Below are 15,856 nucleotides of genomic sequence, written 5' to 3' on the forward strand. Positions count from 1 at the left end.
GCCATCGAGCATCGAGTACTCGGTGTGCACGTGCAGGTGGACGAAGGAATCGTTCGACACCAGCGAAAACCTCCCCTGAGTGGATCAACCGGCAACGCGCGCGGCCGGGTGTTCCACCTTAGTCCTGCGTACTGACGGCTTCGCACCGCCACGCCGTTTCGGGTTGTCGCCCTTCGGTGTGCTGGGCATACTCCGTGGACTCCAGTTCGCCCACTACGAACGGGACCGGTCGGGGAATGCAGAGCGAGTGCGTTGAGCTGCAAGGGGTGCTTCCGCACGCGCGAAACCGGGTCTGGGCGGTCGTCGGTTCGCCCGAGTTGTACCCGCGCTTCGTCCGTGGCCTCACCTACTGTGAGCGGCTCACAGCCAGGAACACCGACCAGGAGATCCGCTACTCCGTCCGCGCCCGCTTCGACGACGGTGCGGTCCTGCGGGACGAGGTCCGCGCACTGGTGCATCGTCGCGGTGAACAGGTCGTGTGGACCAGCGTCCTCGACGAGCGCCGGTGGTTCTCGATCCGGCTGAAGGACACCGGGGACGGGCAGACCGTCCTGAACGCCGTGCTCGGGCTGCCACCGGACACGAAGATCCACGGCACGGCGGTGACCAGGTCTGCAGCCCGGCGCAGGCTGCAGGACCTGCTGGACGAGGTGCTGCGGCGCCTCGGCGATCATCTGGCGGGGCAACCCGCGGCGCTGACCGGACAGGGCCGCAAGGCCTCGACACTCGCCGTGGCGCAGACGCTGGTCGAGGCGGGCGTGCTGGCACCGTCGCGGCCGGACCGGATGATCCGCCAGCTCAGCTCACTGGCCAGGTGGGGTCCGACTGTCGCGGGTGGCTACCGGGCCGCTGCGGGACGGGGGCCGGACGAGCCCGCGTTCATCGACGAACGCGGCGGGCGCACCTTCGGCGAGGTGGACGAACGCAGCACCAGGCTCGCCAACGGGCTGGCCCAGGCCGGGGTGAGCGCCGGTACGCAGGTGGCGATGATCTGCCGCAACCACGGCGCGATGGTCGAGGCCCTCGTCGCGTGCGGCAAGCTCGGTGCCCACGTACTCCTGCTGAACACGGGGATGTCGGCTCAGCAGCTGACCACCGTCGTGCAGCGGCACAGTGCGAGAGTGCTGCTGGCCGACGACGAGTTCTCGGCGCTGGCGCGCTACCTCGGCCCGGACGTCTTCCGGATCACCACGTGGTCGGACGGAGCAGGAGCGCACCGGCTCGAGGATCGCGCGCCGACCGTCGACCGGCTCGCCGAGCACGGTTCCGCGGAACAGCTGCGGCCACCGGAGGAACCCGGCAGGCTCGTGGTGCTGACCTCCGGCACCACCGGCACGCCGAAAGGAGCTCGCAGGCCGACACCGAACGGGCTCGGTGACGCGTCCGCGATCCTGTCCCGGATCCCGCTGCGAGCGGGGGAACGGATCCTGGTCGCCGCTCCGCTGTTCCACACCTGGGGACTCGCCGCGTTGCAGCTCGGTATGCCACTGCGGGCCACGCTGGTCCTGCGGAGGCGGTTCGACGCGGAGGACGCGCTGCGGACCATCGCGGAGCACCGGTGCACGGCGCTGTTCGCGGTGCCGGTGATGTTGCAGCGGATGCTCGACCTGCCGGCCGAGGTCCGCGCCAGATACGACACCTCGTGCCTGCGCATCGTCGCGAGCAGCGGATCCGCGCTGCCCGCCTCGCTGGTCGACGGGTTCATGGACGCGTTCGGCGACGTGCTCTACAACCTCTACGGCTCCACCGAGGTCTCCTGGGCGAGCATCGCCGATCCCGCCGACCTGCGGGCCGCCCCCACGACGGCGGGACGTCCGCCTCTGGGCACCAGGATCGCGATCCTCGGCCGCACCTCGACGCCCGCGCCACCGGGGGCGGTGGGACGGATCTTCGTCGGCAACGACATGCTTTTCGAGGGCTACACCGACGGCCTCACCAACGAGATCGAGCACGAGCTGATGAACACCGGCGACCAGGGCTTTCTCGACGCGGACGGCCGGTTGTTCGTCGCGGGCCGGGACGACGAGATGATCGTGTCCGGCGGGGAGAACGTGTTCCCGCGTTCGGTGGAGGAGATCCTCGCGGCGTTGCCCCAGGTGCGAGAGGCAGCCGTGATCGGTGTGCCGGACGCGGAGTACGGGCAGCGCCTGGTGGCTTTTGTCGCACTACGCGAAGGTGCCCGGCTCGATGAGGACACGGTGCAGGGCTACGTGCACGGCAGACTGGCGCGGTTCTGCGTTCCGCGCGAGGTGACCTTCGTGTCCGAACTGCCGCGCAACGCCACCGGCAAGATCCTCAAGCGGCTGCTGGAGGACGGCGACTGGTAGCGCGGGAGTCACGCACACTGGACGCGCATGCATGAAACATGTTCTACTTTTGCGGTTCGGGTGAACGCTCGCGCCCCGGAGGTATCGCTGTGCGTGGACACCGGCTCCGCCGACTCCGGCTCTCCTGCCTGGTGCTGCTGGCCGTGCTGCTGGCTTCGACGGCGGGGACGGCGACCGCACGGCCAGCGCCCGGGGACGCGGCGCAGCCACCCGTCCTGCAACGCGACGGCCGGTGGCTGGTCGACCAGCACGGGCGGATCGTGCTGCTGCACGGAGTGAATCTGGTGTGGAAACACGAGCCCTACGTACCGCCGGACTCCCCGGAGGGATTTACGTCCGCGGACGCCGACTGGCTCGCCGAGCACGGATTCAACGGCGCGCGCATCGGCACACTGTGGGCGGGGGTCACCCCGGACGCGCCCGGGGTGGCGGACGAGAACTACCTCGACAGGTGGGACCGCATCGTCGACCTGCTCGCCGAGCGCCGGATCTGGCTGCAATTCGACTTCCATCAGGACCAGTGGCACGAGACCTACGGCGGCGGCGGTGTGCCCGGCTGGGCTGTCCACCGGCCGCTGCCGTTCAGCCTGCTGCCCCCAGTCACCGCGCCGTTCCCGTTCGGCTACTGGACCCCTGAACTGTCCACTGTGTACGACCGGTTCTGGGCAGGCAAGGACGACCTGCTGGCCGGCTGGGCGGCGGCGTGGCGCGTCGTGGCGCAGCGGTGGCGGGACCAGCCCTACTCGATGGGCTACGACCTGTTGAACGAGCCGTGGGCTGGGCTCGAGTGGGGCGACTGCCTGATCACCGGATGCGCGGGAACGTACTCCCGGGAACTCCAGCCCGCCTTCGAACAGGCACTGGCCGCCGTCCGGGAGGCCGATCCGGACGGGCTGGTCTGGTTCGAGCCGCAGCAGTTCGCGGGCGGGCAGCAGGTCCCCACGTTCTTCACCCCCGTCGAAGGCGAGGACCAGCTCGGCTACTCGTGGCACAACTACTGCCCCGAGGTGTTCCTCGAATCGCAGGGCCTGCCGGGGTCGGACGTCTCGAAGTGCGCCGAGTTCAGCGACGAGCGCAACCGCGCGGCGCTCGAGCAGGGCGAGCGGATGCACGCGGCCGGGCTGATGTCGGAGTTCGGTGCGACCGACGACATCGAAGCCCTCGCGATCGACACCGCGGTCGCCGACCGGCATTTCACCAGCTGGATGCACTGGGCGTACAAGCAGTGGAACGACCCCACCACCGCGGATCAGGCGCAGGGGCTCTTCCATGACGACGCGGACCTCGGCAGCGGTAAGCCGGAGAAGCTGCGCACGCTGGTGCGCACCTACCCGCAGGCGACCGCGGGGACCCCGCTCGAGCTGACCTTCGACCCGGGCACGGGCGATTTCCACTATCGCTACCAGCCCCGCGAGGCGGCCGCACCGACCGAGATCTTCGTCAGCCCGCTGCACTATCCCGGTGGATACGACGTCACCGTCGCAGGTGGAAGCACCACGGGAACGGCCGTCGGCAACCGGATACTCGTCGAGTCCGACGGCACGGAGCCGGTCACGGTGACCATCACCGGCAGGGGCTGACGCCGGTCAGGATTCAGGATCCTTACCCGGAAGCAGGGTGCTCGCGGCGCAGAGCGCGGCGAAGCCCATGGCGAAGGTGGCGACGAACCTGCGCTTACCCCGGTCGGGCAGCCGCGTGCCGAACAGCACCGCGTCCCCGGTGTCGGACAGCACCCGGACTCCCACCGCGATCTGCCGGGGACGGCCGGGTGGTGCGAGCAGCATCGCGGCTCCCGAAGCGAGATCGCGCAGTCCGATGGCCCCGATGAGCATTGCCTCCTTCGATGACACCTGGTCGTGCTCCCCGGCCAGCCCGCACGGCCGGGCCAGCAACTCCGGCCGGATGATGATCGCGGCGCCATAGCCGGCGGTGGCCAGTCCGAGCAGGCGAGTCAGATGCGGCATGTACAGGTGATGCCCTGGATCGTCCGACGTCAAACGCACACCGGAACACGGAAAGCGGACTCGTGTGCGGGGATCGCGGGCCGCTACTGGCGCTTGATCCAGATGGCCACTTGCCCCGCGAACTCCTCAAGGTCCCAAGGTGTTCGAGGTGTCGAACTACCGCAGTGTCGGGTTGCCCGGAAGCCGACTGTGGTTGTCACGGTAGTTGCGAAGGGCCCGTATATCCTCAGCGAGGCGGTCGAGCAGGCCCGCGACTCGCTCGACATCAACCATGGCGCGGTGTGACCTTCCGGCTGGCGAGCTGAGCGATCTGGTCGAGGCGAGCCGAATAACGCCGGCGAACGGCGGGTATTTCGTCCAAGAAGCGCAGGCGGGTGTCCGCTTGCCACGCTACCCGCGCACTGATGTCGTCCTCGAACAACAACCGGCCGTACTGTGCGATACGACCGGCAAGCCAGAGCGGAGCCGTGTTGAGTACGACGAGGTCCACATAGCTGGGAACGTCGACCTCCCACGAGGCCGGGGCATCCCCGGGCCACCAGGCCCCGACGTCGAGATCCGAGTTAGCCGAGGTGGCGCTCGTAGTCACACGGCTTCCGTGGACGAACGCGAAGCATGCTCCCGCGTGCCTCAGCGAGTCGGCGACCAACCCTTCATCGACCTCCATACCGGCATTGTCCAGGATCGTGCTCGGTCCGGCCACGGGCCACGCCGGTTGAAGCACCTCGGACAGCGCCGTTCCCGTGTCCACGGATGGACCACACCGGTGCACCGGCAGCCGGATCCGTGTGCGGGATCGCGAACACAAAAGTGACGCTCGACATCCTTCTGGAGCAAGGTCGATGACACGCAGCGATGAGCCGGGGACCCGTTGTGGACAAGCATCACGGTCTCTGATTGCATAGCTGCCGTTGCCGCCGCAGAGGCTGGCCGACAGGACCCGCACACAGCGACGAGAAGGTAGTGAACTACATGGCGACGCGGGCTCGGGAACTGCTCAATCGCTCGCGGTCGCTCCTCGACCGATCGCGCGTCGTGGTGGCAGCCCGACTTCTGGAGAACACCGACCTCGACAACACCGGACGCGCGCACCTCGCCCTCAACGCGGGGACGGCAGAAGCGACGGCAACCCGGGCGAGCGCTCCACTGCCCCAGACTCCGGACCGGCAGGCCGCGGAGGCACTGGTGGGCATCTGCTCCAGTATCGCGCTGCGCGACCTCAACCTGGTCGACAGCCTGCTGGCCCAGCTCGAGGAGATGGAGGCGAAGGAGGAGGACCAGGACCGCCTCGCCGAGCTCTACCGCCTCGACCACACCGCGACCCGTCTGCGACGCAACGCGGAGAACCTGCGGGTGCTCGCGGGCAGGGACTCCGACGATTCCGGAGCGGATACGGCTTCGCTGGTCGACGTCGTCCGCGCGGCGATGTCCTCGATCGACCACTACACCCGGGTCACCATCGGCAGGGTCGTCTCGCTCGGCGTCGTCGGGTTCGCCGCGGAGGACCTGAGCAGGCTGCTGGCCGAGGTACTGGACAACGCCGCCAACCAGTCACCGCCGAACTCCGCGGTGCGGGTGAGCGCACACCTCACCGAGCAGGGCAGTGTGCTGCTGCGTATCGAGGACGAGGGGATCGGCCTTCCCCCTGATCGGCTGAACGAGCTCAACCACCGGCTTTCGGCAGCGCCCGTACTCGATGACGATTCGGTTCGGCATATGGGCCTCGCCGTCGTGCGCAGGCTCGCGGACCGCCACGACATGCGGGTGCACCTGGACCGGCGGATGCCGCACGGCACCACCGCGACCATCCTGCTGCCCGCAGGGCTCGTATGCGAGCTGCCCGAGGCCAGCTGGTCCGGCGCGCAGACCGTGGTCTTCCCGCAGGCGGGCGCGGGCGGCGACCGCGAGCGATCGGCACCGAGGGCCCAGTCGAGCGCGGGCCTGCCCCGCAGGAGCGGGAACCGGACGACCGCGCCGGCAGGCCAGCATGCTCCGCCGCTGACGAGGCGTAAACCCTCACCCGCCCCCGCCCCTGCCTCCGGTGGCACCACTCCCGGCGGCCTGCCCCGCCGGGTGTCACGAAGTATCAAGGACACCGATCCGCAGCAGGCCCCCGAAGATGCCACCGCCGAGGGCGACGGCGTCTCGGAAGGTCATGACCAGCTACTCGCCGATCTCGGCGCCTTCTCCGACGGCGAGCAGGCCGCGCGCGATGAGCAGCAGGCAAGCGCACAGGACAGCACGAACGACACAGCCACGAGCAACTCCGGCTCAGCGACACCACCCGAGGGAAAGACGCCGTGACGGCCGCCAACAACACCACCGGCAAATCCGACTTCACCTGGTTGCTCAACGACTTCGTGCGGAAGGTGCATGGCGTCACCCACGCACTGATCATGTCCTCTGACGGCTTCCCGCTCACCGCGTCGGACGCCGTCAGCAGTGACGACGCCGAGCAACTCGCCGCGATCTCCAGTGGTCTGCTGAGTCTCGCGGGCAACAGCGCGGCGCTGTTCGACAAGGGCAACTGTGAGCAGATCATCATCCGGCTCAGCCGCGGGTACTTCCTCTTCATGAGCATCGGCGTCGGCGCAGGACTCGCCGTGCTCACCGGGCCCGAGTGCGACATGAAGGTCGTCGCCTACGAGATGACCCAGTTCGTCACCAACGCGGGCCACGCACTGACCCCCGAGATCCGCGCCGATCTGCGGCGCGTGCTCACCGCCCGCCGCCCGCAGGCCTGAGCGGCCTGGACAAGGATGTGATCACTGTGTCCAGCGAGGACGCCTCCGACCTGCCGCCTCGGAAGAAGCGCAGCAGGCGGGTCCGGCCCTACGCACTCACCGGAGGCCGGACCAGAACAAGTCACCAGCTCCTGGTGGAGACACTCGTCTCCGTTCCGCAGTACGATCCCGCGCTCAGCGACGCGCTGATGCCGGAGTCGCGGACGCTGTACGAACGGGCGCGCAGCCAGGCCTCGATCGCCGAACTGTCGGCCGCGTTGAACCAGCCACTCGGCGTGGTCCGCGTGCTGATCAGTGATCTCGCAGCCGAGGGCGCGCTGTTCATCCACCCGACCGCCCACGCATACCAACACGACATGCATGTGCTCGAGAGGATCCTCGATGGACTCAAGCGGCTACCGGTCTGAACGGGCATCCGGCAACGGCGCCGAAGCGGGTCTGCTGACGATCTCGGCGAAGATCGTCATCGCGGGCGGCTTCGGCGTCGGCAAGACGACCCTCGTCGGGTCCGTGTCGGAGGTACCCCCACTCAACACCGACGCGTGGATGACCGAGGCCAGCGAGAACGTCGACGACCTGCCCCCCGGAGGGGGCAAGTCCACCACCACGGTGGCGATGGACTTCGGCCGCATCACCCTGCACTCCGACCTGCTGCTGTACCTGTTCGGCACCCCGGGGCAGGCCAGGTTCTGGTTCCTCTGGGACGACCTGTCCCGTGGCGCACTCGGCGCGATAGTGCTGGTGGACACCCGGCGCATCGACGAGTCCTTCGCGGCGATCAACTACTTCGAGAACGACTCCGACCTGCCGTTCATCGTCGCGGTGAACCGGTTCGACGGGCAGCTCGAGCACGACCTCGACGAGGTCAGGGACGCACTGGCGCTCGCACCGGAGATTCCGCTCATCACCTGTGACGCCAGGGATCCGGCGTCGGCGGCAGAGGCGTTGCGGACCGTGGTCGAGCACACGATGTCGCTGGCCGAGGTGTCCGAGTCGGGGCGAAGGACGGACCTACCGCGACCACGGTCGGAGTACAGCAGGGCGTGAAGCGCACTGATGGATGACAGCACTGCTTTCCCGACGAGCACTGGAGGATGCCAAGGATGCGTAAGGTTCTGATCGTCGGCGCCGGCCAGTCCGGGCTGCAACTCGGACTGAGTCTGCTGGCCCGAGACTACGACGTCACCGTGATGTCCGCGCGCACGCCGGACGAGATCCGGAGTGGCCGCGTCATGTCCACCCAGTGCATGTTCAACATGGCGTTGCAGCACGAGCGGGACGAGGGCCTGAATCTGTGGGAGCAGGACTGCGTCAAGGTCGAGGGCCTTGGTGTGTCGATCGCGGCACCGGACAGCAGCAGGGCGCTCGACTGGGTCGGCAAGCTCGACCACTTCGCGCAGTCGGTGGACCAGCGCGTGAAGATGGCGGGCTGGCTGGAGCTGTTCGAGGAGCGCGGCGGCAAACTGATCATCCACGGGGTGACCACGGCCGATCTGAACACGCTCGCTGGCATGTACGACCTGACGGTGGTCGCCGCGGGCAAGGGTGAGCTGGTTCAGCTGTTCGACCGCAATCCGGACCTCTCCCCGTACACCTCGCCCCAGCGGGCACTGTCGCTGGCGTATGTGCACGGCATGGGCCCGCGACCCGAGCATCCGGACTTCTCGGCGGTGCGGTTCAACGTCATTCCCGGCATCGGCGAACTGTTCGTCATTCCCGGTTACACGCTCAGCGGGAATTGCGAGATCCTGTTCTTTGAGGGCGTTCCAGGCGGGCCGCTGGACTGCTGGCAGGACCGGCCGGGGCCGCAGGAGCACCTGGACCGCATCCTCGGTTTCATGAAGCAGTACCTGCCGTGGGAGTACGACCGCGCCCGCAACGCCGAGCTCACCGACTCGCGCGCGACGCTGGCGGGTGGATACACCCCGGTCGTGCGCAATCCGGTCGGCGAACTGCCCTCCGGGCACACCGTGCTGGGCATGGCCGACGTTGTGGTGGCCAACGACCCGATCACCGGACAGGGCTCCAACAACGCCAGCAAGTGCGCGGCGTCCTTCCTGCAGTCCATTGTGGAGAACGAGGAGAAGCCGTTCGACCGGCAATGGATGCACGGGGCGTTCGACCGGTACTGGGAGTACGCGCAGCACGTGACGATGTGGACGAACGCCATGCTGCAGCCACCACCGCCGCACGTCATGGAAATCCTCGGCGCCGCAGGCAGCAACCCAACGGTGGCCTCCCGCTTCGCCAACGGCTTCGAGGACCCCTCGGACTTCCAGCACTGGTTCATGGACCCGGAGAAGGCCGCGAAGTACCTGGCCAGCGTCTGAGCGGAAGCACTGGCGGGAATTCGTCGGCGAGTTCCCGCCAGTGCTCAGCCGTGTTAGCAAGCAGCGAGCACCAGAGACGATTTCATCGACAGTCATTCTTTATCGAAAGCGAAGTCGCAGAAAGACTTTCATAGGTCTCGTCCGATGAGTCTCGGTACTCCACCTTGACAGCTTTCAGACGTGCGGGAACGTTTGTGGCCACAACTCCCAGTACCATATTCCAGGTATCACCTGGCTCGATCGTGCTTCCGACAAGTGGTTGCCGGGCACCCCATACTCGTTTTTCCAGTTCAATATAGTAAGCGGAAAGTTTCGTATCGTGCTGCACTTCACTCCACAGCGCCGGATAACCAGTGCCGTTGGCGGGGATGCTGTGAATTTCCCCGGTTTGGGGATCTGGTTCAGCGATTGGGACAAGAACCGCCTCGATGATTTCGGCGGATTCGGACTCCAGTAGCGAAACATCGGTAACCAGTGTGGATTCGCCCCCGGTGTTCTCGATCTCAGCACTCAGTGTATGTCCTCGTTCTCCACCTGTTGCCGGGCTACACAACTCGCTAGAGCCCACCGGCGCACCGTTGTTCAATACAAGAGGCCCATCGTTTGCGGGTTCGCTAGAGCATCCGGCGGCCGTAAGAATCCCTGTTAGCGCAGCTGCTGCTACGAGATGTTTTCGCACGATCGCACTAGTCCCTTGCGGCCAGTACTCGCGGGGAGTCGCCAGGATTTCCAGCCGCTCCACAAAGTCGCCGGGAAGATAGGAAATCAAATTCGTTCTTCACCGTATTGGCAAACCCGGTTGTAATATCGAGTCGCATCCCGATGAGATGCTTAACATCGACACCTCCCGCCCACCTAACTGCCCGCGACGTGGTGTTTGAGAAGATAGTCCCTGCCGTATAGGGCTTGCAATAACCAAAGCTGAGCCCGTCAATGCCCACCCGCAGGCGAGCGGAGCCGAGTGCCAGGATGCGCTCAATGATCTGCGCGACCAAGGCTGTGCGTTCTGGTGAGGCCGGACGTGGGGTGGGTTGCTGCCAGGTCGAGACCGAAAGATGCACGCTTGCCCGGCTCGACCCCATTTCCCGAGCCTACCCAACACATGAGAGTGACTGGTTGGGACGACATCGGGAGCGCCGCTCGATGTCGTAGCATCCGGACAACTGGCGTTGCGGTTCGTCAGCCGATCACTGCCCGTTCGATTTCGGCGGCCTGTGGCATGCCGGCGCGGGCGCCGACCTCGCCGACCGAGATCGCCGCGGCGACCGACGCGGCCTGCACGGCCGTTGTGAGCGGCTCGCCCGCGGCGAGTCTGGTGGCGAGGACACCGTTGAAGGTGTCCCCCGCGCCCGTGGTGTCGCGCACGGTCGCGGGGTGTGGCGGGACGTGCTGGGGCGGCTCGCCGGGGAGCAGGACCAGCGCACCCTCGCCGCCCATGGTGACCACGACCGGTGCCCCGGATGCGGCCAGCACGGTCTCGGCTGCGGCGGTGACCCCGCCGTCCCGCGGTGCCGCACCTAGCAGGGCCGCCAGTTCGGCGACCTCGGTGACGTTCGGCGTGAGCACCGGACCGTGCCGGAGCAGATCGGCGAGCACGGGCTGCACCGGCGCGGGGTTGAGCACACAGGGAACCCCGGCCGTGGCCGCGGTCTCCACCGCGGCGGCAACGGCCTCGCCGGGGATCTCGGTGCTCACCAGCACGCAGCCCGCCGAAGGCAGCGCTTCCCGTAATGCGGTCCGCACGCTGTCGGCGTGGACCGCCGCGTTGGCCCCCGCGCCGACGGCGATCTGGTTCTCCCCTGCGGGGTCCACAACGATCAGTGCGGCACCGGTCGCCACCGAGTCGAGTTCCGCGACGCCGTCCACGAGGACGCCGTCGGCACGCAATTCCGCCAGCGCCGCCGTCCCCGTGTCATCGGCACCCACGGCTCCGATCAGCCGCGTCACCGCGCCCGCGCGGGCGGCGGCGACCGCGGCGTTCGCTCCCTTGCCGCCCCCGTAGCGGCGCAGGTCGGGGCCGACCACGGTCTCCCCAGGCCCCGGCAGGCGGGGTGCCGCGACCACGAAGTCGACGTTGATCGCTCCGACGACGACGATCTCGGGTGCGCTGCGGCCACTGCGGGCTGATGGCATGCCTATCCCTCTCGTGCTGGATCCGGGTCCCGCGGCAGTATCGCGGTCAGTACCCGCAGCGCGCGATCCCGGTGTGCGTCCATTTCGGTGATCAGCCTGTCGGCCTCGCGGTCGCGAACCGCTTCGAGGATGCGGTCGTGCGCGTGCACGGCCTCACGCCGTTCCTGTGGTGAGTTGTAGTACATCGCCCGGTAGGCCTCGGTGGAGTCCCAGAGCAGCTGGATCAGGCGCATGACATGCACCTGGCCCGGCGACTCCAGGATGGCGAAGTGGAAGCGCCGGTTGGCCTCCAGCTCCGCGGCGACATCAGCTCGTTCAACCGCGTCCGCGCAGTCCCTGGCCGCCAGCTCGATCCGATGCAACGCGTCGGCGTCGAGCGTCGGCAGCGCCCGTCGCGCCGCCCGTTCCTCGAGTACCTGGCGCAGTTCGTAGATCTCCTCGAGGTCGGCGGCGCGCAGCTCGGTGACGAAGTACCCGCGCCGGGGCCGGTACACCACCTGCCCCTCCTGCTCCAGTGCCCGCAGCGCCTCGCGCACCGGCGCCACGCTCACGCCGAGAGTCTCGGCGACCTCCTCCTGCAGCACCCGCTGCCCCGGCCGCAGCTCGCCGTCGACGATCGCCCGGCGCAACCCGTCGAGTGCGTGCTGCGCCGTGGTTCCCGGCCCACTCCCCCGCGAGGTCACCGGAACGCCTGTATCCCGGTCAGCGCCGAGCCGATGACCAGCGCGTGCACATCGGCCGTGCCCTCGTAGGTCACCACGGACTCGAGATTGTTCATATGCCGGATGATCGGGTAGTCCAGCGTGATCCCGTTGGCCCCGAGAACCTGCCGGGCCGTCCTGGCCACCTCGAGCGCCGCGTTGACGTTGGCCAGCTTGCCCATGCTGACCTGCTCCGGCCGCAGGGTGCCCGCGTCCTTCAGCCTGCCGAGGTGCAGCGCGAGCAGCGTCGCGCGGTTCACCTCCATCGCCATCATGGCGAGCTTCTGCTGCTGTATCTGGAACGAGGCGATCGGCCGGTCGAACTGGATCCGGGTGGTGCTGTAGTCGAGTGCGGCCTCGAAGCAGGCGCGCGCGGCACCCGCCGCACCCCAGACGATGCCGTAGCGAGCCTCGTTCAGGCAGGACAGCGGCCCCTTCAGCGAAGTGGCACCGGGCAGGATCGCGTCGGCGGGCAGCCGGACGTCGTCGAGCAGGAGTTCCGAGGTCACCGAAGCCCGCAACGACAGCTTGCGGTGGATGTCCTTCGTGCTGAACCCCGGCGTCCCCTTCGGCACCAGGAACCCACGGACACCCTCATCGGTTCCGGCCCACACGACCGCCACGTCGGCCAGCGAGCCGTTGGTGATCCACATCTTCTGCCCGTGCAGGATCCAGTCGGCACCATCCCTGCGGGCATGCGTGCGCATGGAACCGGGATCGGATCCGGAGTCCGGTTCGGTCAGGCCGAAGCAGCCGACGGCCTCCCCCTCGGCCATGGCCGGGAGCCAACGTTGCTTCTGCGCCTCCGACCCCCATCGGTGGATCGCGTACATGGCCAGCGATCCCTGCACGGACACCAGACTGCGGATTCCGCTGTCCCCTGCTTCGAGTTCCATACAGGCGAGGCCGTACGCGGTGGCGCTGGTTCCGGCGCAGCCGTAGCCCTCGAGGTGCATGCCGAGCACGCCGAGCCTGCCCAGTTCGCCCGGTAGCTCACTGGGGATGCGGGCCTCCTCGAACCAGTCGCCGACCTCGGGCACGACCCGGTCGCGCACGAAGGCACGGACCGTGTCCCTGATATCGCGCTCCTCGTCGGAGAGCAACTGGTCAATGCCGAGGAAGTCCTCGGGGCGGACGGCTGGGGACATGGAAGCACTCCTTGACCTGGTCGATACGGCGGCTCTACGCTCTGTTTATTCGATTTTCGAAATTCGAAGGGCTATTGTTCCAGTGACCTCCGCACTTGACAACCTCCGGATCCTCGACCTCTCCCGAGTGCTGGCCGGACCGTTCGCGACGATGATGCTCGCCGATCTGGGCGCCACCGTGACCAAGGTCGAACGCCCGGGTACCGGCGATGAGACGCGCTCCTGGGGCCCGCCGTACGACGAAGACGGCGAGTCGACCTACTTCCAGTCGGTCAACCGCAACAAGGACAGCATCGTGCTCGACCTCACCGAAGCCGGCGACCTGGAGCGAGCGCGGAAGCTCGCGCTGGAGGCCGACGTCCTGGTGGAGAACTTCCGGCCAGGGGTGCTGGACCGGCTCGGGCTGGGTTACGAGGTGCTACGTGCGGACAATCCCGATCTGGTGTACTGCTCGATCACCGGGTTCGGCAGCGGGCAAGGAGCCGCGTTGCCCGGTTACGACCTGCTGATCCAGGCTCTCGGTGGACTGATGAGCATCACCGGGCAACCCGAAGGCGAGCCGCAGAAGGTCGGCGTCGCTGTGGTGGACGTGCTCACCGGCCTGTTCGCCAGCGTCGGGATCCTGGCCGCGCTACGCCACCGGGATGCCACCGGCGAGGGGCAGCGGGTGGACGTGGACCTGTTGTCCTCACTACTCGCCGCGCTGGTCAACCAGGGAGCGGCCTACACCTCCGGCGATGTCGTCCCGGGCAGGATGGGCAACCAGCACCCGAGTATCGCGCCCTACGAACTGCTGACCTGCGCCGAGGGCGAACTGGTTCTGGCCGTGGGCAACGACCGTCAGTTCGCCGCGTTGTCCGAGGTGCTGGACGCGCCGGAACTGGCGGCCGACACCAGGTTCGCGAGCAACACCGACCGGGTGCGCAACCGTCAGGACCTGCGGGCCGCCCTGCTGGAGCGACTCGCCACGCGTTCCGCCCAGGACTGGGCCGAACGGCTGACCGCACGACGTGTGCCTGCCGGCGTGGTCAACGATGTCGGCGGGGCGTTCCGGCTCGCGGCAGATCTCGGGCTCGATCCCGTGGTCACCCTGCCGCGCGCGGACGGGACGGCGGTGGCACTGACCCGAAATCCGATCGGACTCTCCGTCACACCCCCGCGCTATCACAGCGCGCCACCGCGGCTCGATGGGAAGGAATTCGACGGACCGTAGTCTTTGGAGACTGTTTGGTGGTACTCCAGGTCGGGTAACTTCCTGTGTCCTTGTACGAGTGGGCTTTACCTGACGAGATGGGGTAGTGCGCATATGGGGCAGGAAACCGAGCCCCGCTTCACGCTTGGAGCGGCCGCGCAGGAGGACGACCGAGCCGCCGACCTGCTTGCCAGGCGCTACGAACTCGGCGAGGTGCTCGGTACCGGGGGAACAGCAACGGTCTACGAAGCGTGGGACCGCTCGGCCGAACGGTCGGTTGCGGTCAAGCTCTTCCATCCCAGCGCGCGCCGTGCCGACCAGCATCGGCAGGCGGAGGAACTGCGCATTCTCGGCGCGCTGCACCATCCCGACCTCATCGCACTGCACGACACCGGCGTGCACAAGGGCAGTCCCTTCCTGGTGATGCAGTTGGTGCCCGGCCCGACGCTGGCGGGCCGGATCCTCTGCGGTCCCCTCACCCCGGATGAGACGGCGAACATCGGTGTGTGCCTCGCCCGTGCGCTCGCGTACGTGCACGAGCAGGGAGTCACGCACCGGGACGTGAAGCCGGCGAACGTGCTGCTCGGCCCCGCGGGACCGAAACTCGGTGATTTCGGCATCGCCCACACCTTCGACGGAACCAGGGTCACCGCGACCGGCGTCGTGGTCGGCACCGCCGCCTATCTCGCTCCCGAGCAGGTGCGCGGCGATCACGTCGGCCCGCCCGCGGACGTGTACGCACTGGGGCTCGTACTGCTGGAGTGCCTGACCGGCAACCGGGAGTACCCCGGGCCACTTGCCGAGTCGGCTGTGGCCAGACTGCACCGCTCGCCGGTGATCCCGGAAAAGTTGTCGCGCAGGTTCGGTTCCCTGCTCAGAAAGATGACCGCACTCGAACCCGAGAACCGGCCAACCGCGGACGAGGTCGCGCAGCGGCTCGCCGCCTCGCACTCCGACGGGAGTCTGGTCGTCTCCGGCCATACCGCGCGGATCAGCGCGGTGGCCGGTCGGTTGCGGGGCGGTCTGTTACCGATCGGCGCTCCGGTCGCCGCGGTTTCCGCCGTCGCTCTGGGGCTGATGTTCCTCAACGGCCCGGACAGCGGGACCGTCGTGGACGAGGGCACCGAGGCGAGGCCCAACGAGGCCACCGGAGCGCCGTCTCCCGGCACACCACCCTCAATCATCTGGAACGGAAGCTCCCCCAGCCGGGCTGGCGACTCGTCCCCGGTGGCGGAGATCCCCGCCGGGAACACCCCCACACGAGCCGCCGAGAAGCCGGCACCGGTCGACGCCCCCAACCGCCAACCCACCCCCGAC

General features: G+C 68.0%; 15 protein-coding genes. 9 read left to right on the forward strand and 6 right to left on the reverse strand.

Annotated features, from left to right (window positions below; genetic code table 11):
* The first annotated feature begins 236 nt into the window (after nucleotides 1–236).
* Together D0C15_RS32430 and D0C15_RS32435 are read left to right on the forward strand one after the other, a co-directional pair.
* Nucleotides 237–2,327, forward strand: a complete 2,091-nt coding sequence (locus D0C15_RS32430) for an AMP-binding protein (RefSeq protein WP_116051878.1) — start codon at nucleotides 237–239, stop codon at nucleotides 2,325–2,327.
* A gap of 89 nt (nucleotides 2,328–2,416) precedes the next feature.
* Nucleotides 2,417–3,907 (forward strand): cellulase family glycosylhydrolase, encoded by a 1,491-nt coding sequence (locus D0C15_RS32435; RefSeq protein WP_162830350.1) that lies wholly within the window; start codon nucleotides 2,417–2,419, stop codon nucleotides 3,905–3,907.
* Nucleotides 3,908–3,913: 6 nt separating this feature from the next.
* On the opposite strand, the gene D0C15_RS32440 is transcribed toward D0C15_RS32435, so the two are convergent.
* Together D0C15_RS32440 and D0C15_RS32445 are read right to left on the reverse strand one after the other, a co-directional pair.
* The gene (locus tag D0C15_RS32440) at nucleotides 3,914–4,330 is read right to left on the reverse strand and encodes a hypothetical protein (protein ID WP_245976488.1); all 417 of its coding nucleotides are present in this window, start codon (nucleotides 4,328–4,330) and stop codon (nucleotides 3,914–3,916) included.
* 226 nt (nucleotides 4,331–4,556) lie between these two features.
* The gene (locus tag D0C15_RS32445) at nucleotides 4,557–5,042 is read right to left on the reverse strand and encodes a nucleotidyltransferase domain-containing protein (protein WP_211323408.1); all 486 of its coding nucleotides are present in this window, start codon (nucleotides 5,040–5,042) and stop codon (nucleotides 4,557–4,559) included.
* Nucleotides 5,043–5,263: 221 nt separating this feature from the next.
* Between D0C15_RS32445 and D0C15_RS32450 the strand changes: the two genes are divergently transcribed.
* The 5 genes from D0C15_RS32450 to D0C15_RS32470 are packed head-to-tail and all read left to right on the forward strand — an operon-like array spanning nucleotide 5,264 to nucleotide 9,365.
* The gene (locus tag D0C15_RS32450) at nucleotides 5,264–6,595 is read left to right on the forward strand and encodes a sensor histidine kinase (RefSeq protein ID WP_116051888.1); all 1,332 of its coding nucleotides are present in this window, start codon (nucleotides 5,264–5,266) and stop codon (nucleotides 6,593–6,595) included.
* Entirely contained in the window at nucleotides 6,592–7,035 is a 444-nt protein-coding gene (locus tag D0C15_RS32455; RefSeq protein WP_116051881.1) for a roadblock/LC7 domain-containing protein, read from the forward strand. The genes D0C15_RS32450 and D0C15_RS32455 overlap by 4 nt, the downstream gene beginning before the upstream one ends.
* 20 nt (nucleotides 7,036–7,055) lie before the next feature.
* Nucleotides 7,056–7,442 carry a DUF742 domain-containing protein gene (locus tag D0C15_RS32460; protein ID WP_162830353.1) on the forward strand — a complete coding sequence of 129 codons (387 nt, stop codon included), beginning with the start codon at nucleotides 7,056–7,058 and terminating at the stop codon, nucleotides 7,440–7,442.
* Complete coding sequence (locus D0C15_RS32465) at nucleotides 7,417–8,082, forward strand: GTP-binding protein (RefSeq protein ID WP_116051882.1); 666 nt, start codon at nucleotides 7,417–7,419, stop codon at nucleotides 8,080–8,082. Before D0C15_RS32460 ends, D0C15_RS32465 begins: the two co-directional genes overlap by 26 nt.
* Before the next feature lie 56 nt (nucleotides 8,083–8,138).
* Nucleotides 8,139–9,365 (forward strand): styrene monooxygenase/indole monooxygenase family protein, encoded by a 1,227-nt coding sequence (locus tag D0C15_RS32470; RefSeq protein WP_116051883.1) that lies wholly within the window; start codon nucleotides 8,139–8,141, stop codon nucleotides 9,363–9,365.
* A gap of 82 nt (nucleotides 9,366–9,447) precedes the next feature.
* Here D0C15_RS32470 and D0C15_RS34405 read toward each other — a convergent pair whose 3' ends face one another.
* The 4 genes from D0C15_RS34405 to D0C15_RS32485 form a co-directional block, all read right to left on the reverse strand.
* Nucleotides 9,448–10,134, reverse strand: a complete 687-nt coding sequence (locus D0C15_RS34405) for a hypothetical protein (RefSeq protein ID WP_162830351.1) — start codon at nucleotides 10,132–10,134, stop codon at nucleotides 9,448–9,450.
* 410 nt (nucleotides 10,135–10,544) lie between these two features.
* Nucleotides 10,545–11,498 (reverse strand): PfkB family carbohydrate kinase, encoded by a 954-nt coding sequence (locus D0C15_RS32475; protein WP_116051884.1) that lies wholly within the window; start codon nucleotides 11,496–11,498, stop codon nucleotides 10,545–10,547.
* A gap of 2 nt (nucleotides 11,499–11,500) precedes the next feature.
* Nucleotides 11,501–12,181, reverse strand: a complete 681-nt coding sequence (locus D0C15_RS32480) for a GntR family transcriptional regulator (RefSeq protein WP_116051885.1) — start codon at nucleotides 12,179–12,181, stop codon at nucleotides 11,501–11,503.
* Nucleotides 12,178–13,347: an acyl-CoA dehydrogenase family protein gene (locus D0C15_RS32485; protein WP_116051886.1), complete on the reverse strand. Its 1,170-nt coding sequence runs from the start codon at nucleotides 13,345–13,347 to the stop codon at nucleotides 12,178–12,180. Before D0C15_RS32485 ends, D0C15_RS32480 begins: the two co-directional genes overlap by 4 nt.
* 73 nt (nucleotides 13,348–13,420) lie before the next feature.
* Between D0C15_RS32485 and D0C15_RS32490 the strand changes: the two genes are divergently transcribed.
* Both D0C15_RS32490 and D0C15_RS32495 read left to right on the forward strand, forming a co-directional pair.
* Nucleotides 13,421–14,560, forward strand: a complete 1,140-nt coding sequence (locus tag D0C15_RS32490) for a CaiB/BaiF CoA transferase family protein (protein ID WP_245976490.1) — start codon at nucleotides 13,421–13,423, stop codon at nucleotides 14,558–14,560.
* A 93-nt stretch (nucleotides 14,561–14,653) separates the two neighbouring features.
* Nucleotides 14,654–15,856, forward strand: a 1,203-nt coding sequence (locus D0C15_RS32495) for a serine/threonine-protein kinase (RefSeq protein WP_162830352.1), incomplete at its 3' end; no start/stop codon positions are given.

It is taken from the genome of Amycolatopsis palatopharyngis, assembly GCF_003385185.1.
Classification (GTDB): Bacteria; Actinomycetota; Actinomycetes; order Mycobacteriales; family Pseudonocardiaceae; genus Amycolatopsis; species Amycolatopsis palatopharyngis.

What these genes read in the sequence shown, in the direction of transcription:
- D0C15_RS32430 (WP_116051878.1), top strand. Translation starts at nt 237, where the DNA reads ATGCAGAGCGAGTGCGTTGAGCTGCAAGGGGTGCTTCCGCACGCGCGA.
- D0C15_RS32450 (WP_116051888.1), top strand. Translation starts at nt 5,264, where the DNA reads ATGGCGACGCGGGCTCGGGAACTGCTCAATCGCTCGCGGTCGCTCCTC.
- D0C15_RS32465 (WP_116051882.1), top strand. Translation starts at nt 7,417, where the DNA reads ATGGACTCAAGCGGCTACCGGTCTGAACGGGCATCCGGCAACGGCGCC.
- D0C15_RS32470 (WP_116051883.1), top strand. Translation starts at nt 8,139, where the DNA reads ATGCGTAAGGTTCTGATCGTCGGCGCCGGCCAGTCCGGGCTGCAACTC.
- D0C15_RS32475 (WP_116051884.1), bottom strand. Translation starts at nt 11,498, where the DNA reads ATGCCATCAGCCCGCAGTGGCCGCAGCGCACCCGAGATCGTCGTCGTC.
- D0C15_RS32485 (WP_116051886.1), bottom strand. Translation starts at nt 13,347, where the DNA reads ATGTCCCCAGCCGTCCGCCCCGAGGACTTCCTCGGCATTGACCAGTTG.